The sequence below is a fragment of the Providencia zhijiangensis genome (assembly GCF_030315915.2).
Lineage (GTDB): Bacteria > Pseudomonadota > Gammaproteobacteria > Enterobacterales > Enterobacteriaceae > Providencia > Providencia zhijiangensis.
In genome coordinates, this window is record NZ_CP135991.1 from 1 (window position 1) to 2683 (window position 2683).

Consider the following 2683-nt stretch of genomic DNA (forward strand, 5'->3'; position numbering starts at 1 on the left):
TTTTTTTCGCAGGCGTCCAGCCGAAGAAAATAGCCAGAGGGCGGAGCCTTATGTCATTCATTTTCGTCCAGAAAATGAGTGGCATTGATACTGAAAGTATCATGGGGTGCAAGTTAGTAAAACTATGATTCTACCCATTATTTCACCCGTTATTCTGCCCGTTATACCTAAATTGGGTGCAATAACGGGTAAAGTAATAGGTAGAATAACAGGTGGATTAATGGGTAAGAAATAACACAACGTCATCTTGTGTCTATCTATTATTCTGTATCTTATTCTATGTATTATTCTACCTATTACAGACGAAATAGATAAAATAAGAGATAGAATAATAGATAGGATAATACATAAAATAATAGGTAAACCTAACGTCAGCGCACCTTTTCTTCGAGCTGTTTTAGCATCGAAATATCACCTAATAACCGTTGATTTTTACCTGTGAAAAAGATGATCGGACTGACATTTGCATTATCAATACTTCGGCTTAACTGAATTCCCATCGCCTGATAATCATCATCGTTTGTGCAATGGTATAACGCTAAAACAAGCTGACATTGTTCTGGAGTTCCGCATTCTATTGCCCAGCGGATCAACTCCGAAAAGGTCAATCCGTTCGGTTTCCAGTGTTTTTTATGCCGTGACGCTAACGCCTTAAATTTTTCACGCCCTTGATTATATTTTTCTGCCCCGATCACCGGATCTTCACAACGAACCCCTTGAACCGGTCGCTTATCAAATGACAATTCCCATAAATTTAATTCTTCGATGTATTCGTAATCTTCTGGCGATGCCAAACGAAATAATTGAGACATAGAGACACCCTCCGATCATGTGTGAACGGAGACAGTATAAGGCTTTCGAGAAATTCCGCTTCCTCGACGTGAAACAAGTTCACGCCTTGCGGCGAGCGTTGCGAATTGAATTTATGAGGTTTACCAAGCTCCAGATGTAACAAAGCCCCGTGACAGCATCACAGGGCTCTGGTACTCTAAATCTTGTGCATTCGTTGCTCAGATTAGACGTCGCAATCCAATCTTAGCAACGTGAGAGGCGCTTGTCACGTTCTCATTAAATACCAGCCAACGACATTAACCCAAATGCACCACTTGATTGACTCGGACTTAGCCCGGTCTCCGAAAGGATAAACAGGCAAATTGTGGTAGTAAAACGTACCGGAAAACGAAATTCCGGCTCTACCTCCGAATCACGCTGCGGTATCGAAAGATTACAGTGCGTACCTGATAAGAGCACCAATCAACGGACTAGGGATTTCTTGGATTGCGAAGTGTCGAAAGAAGCCCAACCTAACCAAACTTAGCCAGATTAACGAGCTAAGAGACCATGACCCAATAACTGATCATGGAGAAAAGCAAAGACAAGATGAAGATGTCGCTTCGCTCCGTTTTGATTAGTACCACATTGGGGCATTAGGCGTTTTTTACCTAGATTTTATCGGTGAACAATAACACCTAAACTCTCAACAAGCTGAAGCGCCTGCTCTCCATCCAACTTCACTCCATCTAAATTAATTCGCCTTGCATCAAGCTCGCCAAGCGCCCCACCCGTTAAATCACAACCAGTAAAATCAGCCAAAGACCAATCAAACGATGAAAACTCCCCACAAGAAAGATCGGAGCCACGAAACACGGCGCCAGTTATCACAGTGCCATTCCAGCGATTTTCCCACAGTTCGCACTTTTCTAATATGACTCTAGAAAAATTAGCGTAACTAAGATTTGTCTTGGTTATATAAGCACTACAAAACCATGACCTTGTAGTTATCATATTCATAAAATTAGCCCCTCGAAAATCAGCTCCTTGAGCTAAACACTCACTAATTTCAAGACCTAAGGCGCTAATGTTTTTAAAATTACTCATTGATAAATCGCAGCTTTTAAAGCTAGCGTTTTTTAGTTTGGCTCTATTAAAATCACACCCTTCCAAGCTATTCCTGTCGTAAAAACTACAATCAACAAATTCAGTATCAGTTAAATCAACCCCTGAAAAATCACAATTTGAAAAGGCAATATTTTTAACTCTATTCCCCGTAAATTGATCTCGTGAAAACTTTTCATTGATAAAGTGCTTTTCCATACATGCTACACCTGGTTATTTATACAGTGCAATCATTGTACATTAATTTGAACAACCTTAAACTCTAGCTAAAATTGATTCATACAATCCCTTTTATGTTAAACGGGCGAGTTAGTTAGCAAAAACCTCCCGTTCATCCCCATTAAAGCCCCTCGAAACGATTTTAAGACACGATCACCCTATAAAACACCCAAATCTACGCTGAAAGTTTAGAACGGTTTTGCGGGCTTCTGAGTGCGTTTTTAACATCGTGCAAACTGACAAGTAAAACGATGCGAAATCGCTGAAAGTCACAAACTTGTTTTGTGGCAAGAAGCGATTTGACCAACCGAGTAAAACGAGGGCGGTAGGCTTTTTGTTTTTATCCTGATGAGCGTCCAGCGAAGAAAGGGAAAAACAGGGGGAGCCGAAACGAAATGACACGCCCCAGCGATGGCAAGTGAACCCCAGTGAACGTGTTTCGTTTTGGGGGCAAAGCCCCCCGTCAAGCGAAGCGTCTGACCACCACATTTTTGAGCGACCAAATACAGGGGCGAAAAAAGGGGGTGGTCAGACGAACGCAGTGAGTTTGACGGGCTTGGGTGAATGG

General features: G+C 41.8%; 2 protein-coding genes. Both read right to left on the bottom strand.

Annotation, left to right across the window (positions count from 1 at the left end):
- Positions 1-371 precede the first annotated feature (371 nt).
- Positions 372-812, bottom strand: a complete 441-nt coding sequence (locus QS795_RS17460) for a hypothetical protein (RefSeq protein WP_015063446.1) — start codon at positions 810-812, stop codon at positions 372-374.
- A 637-nt stretch (positions 813-1449) separates the two neighbouring features.
- On the bottom strand, positions 1450-2094 hold the full coding sequence (locus QS795_RS17465) for a quinolone resistance pentapeptide repeat protein QnrD1 (protein ID WP_012634451.1): 645 nt from the start codon (positions 2092-2094) through the stop codon (positions 1450-1452).
- Positions 2095-2683: the final 589 nt, after the last annotated feature.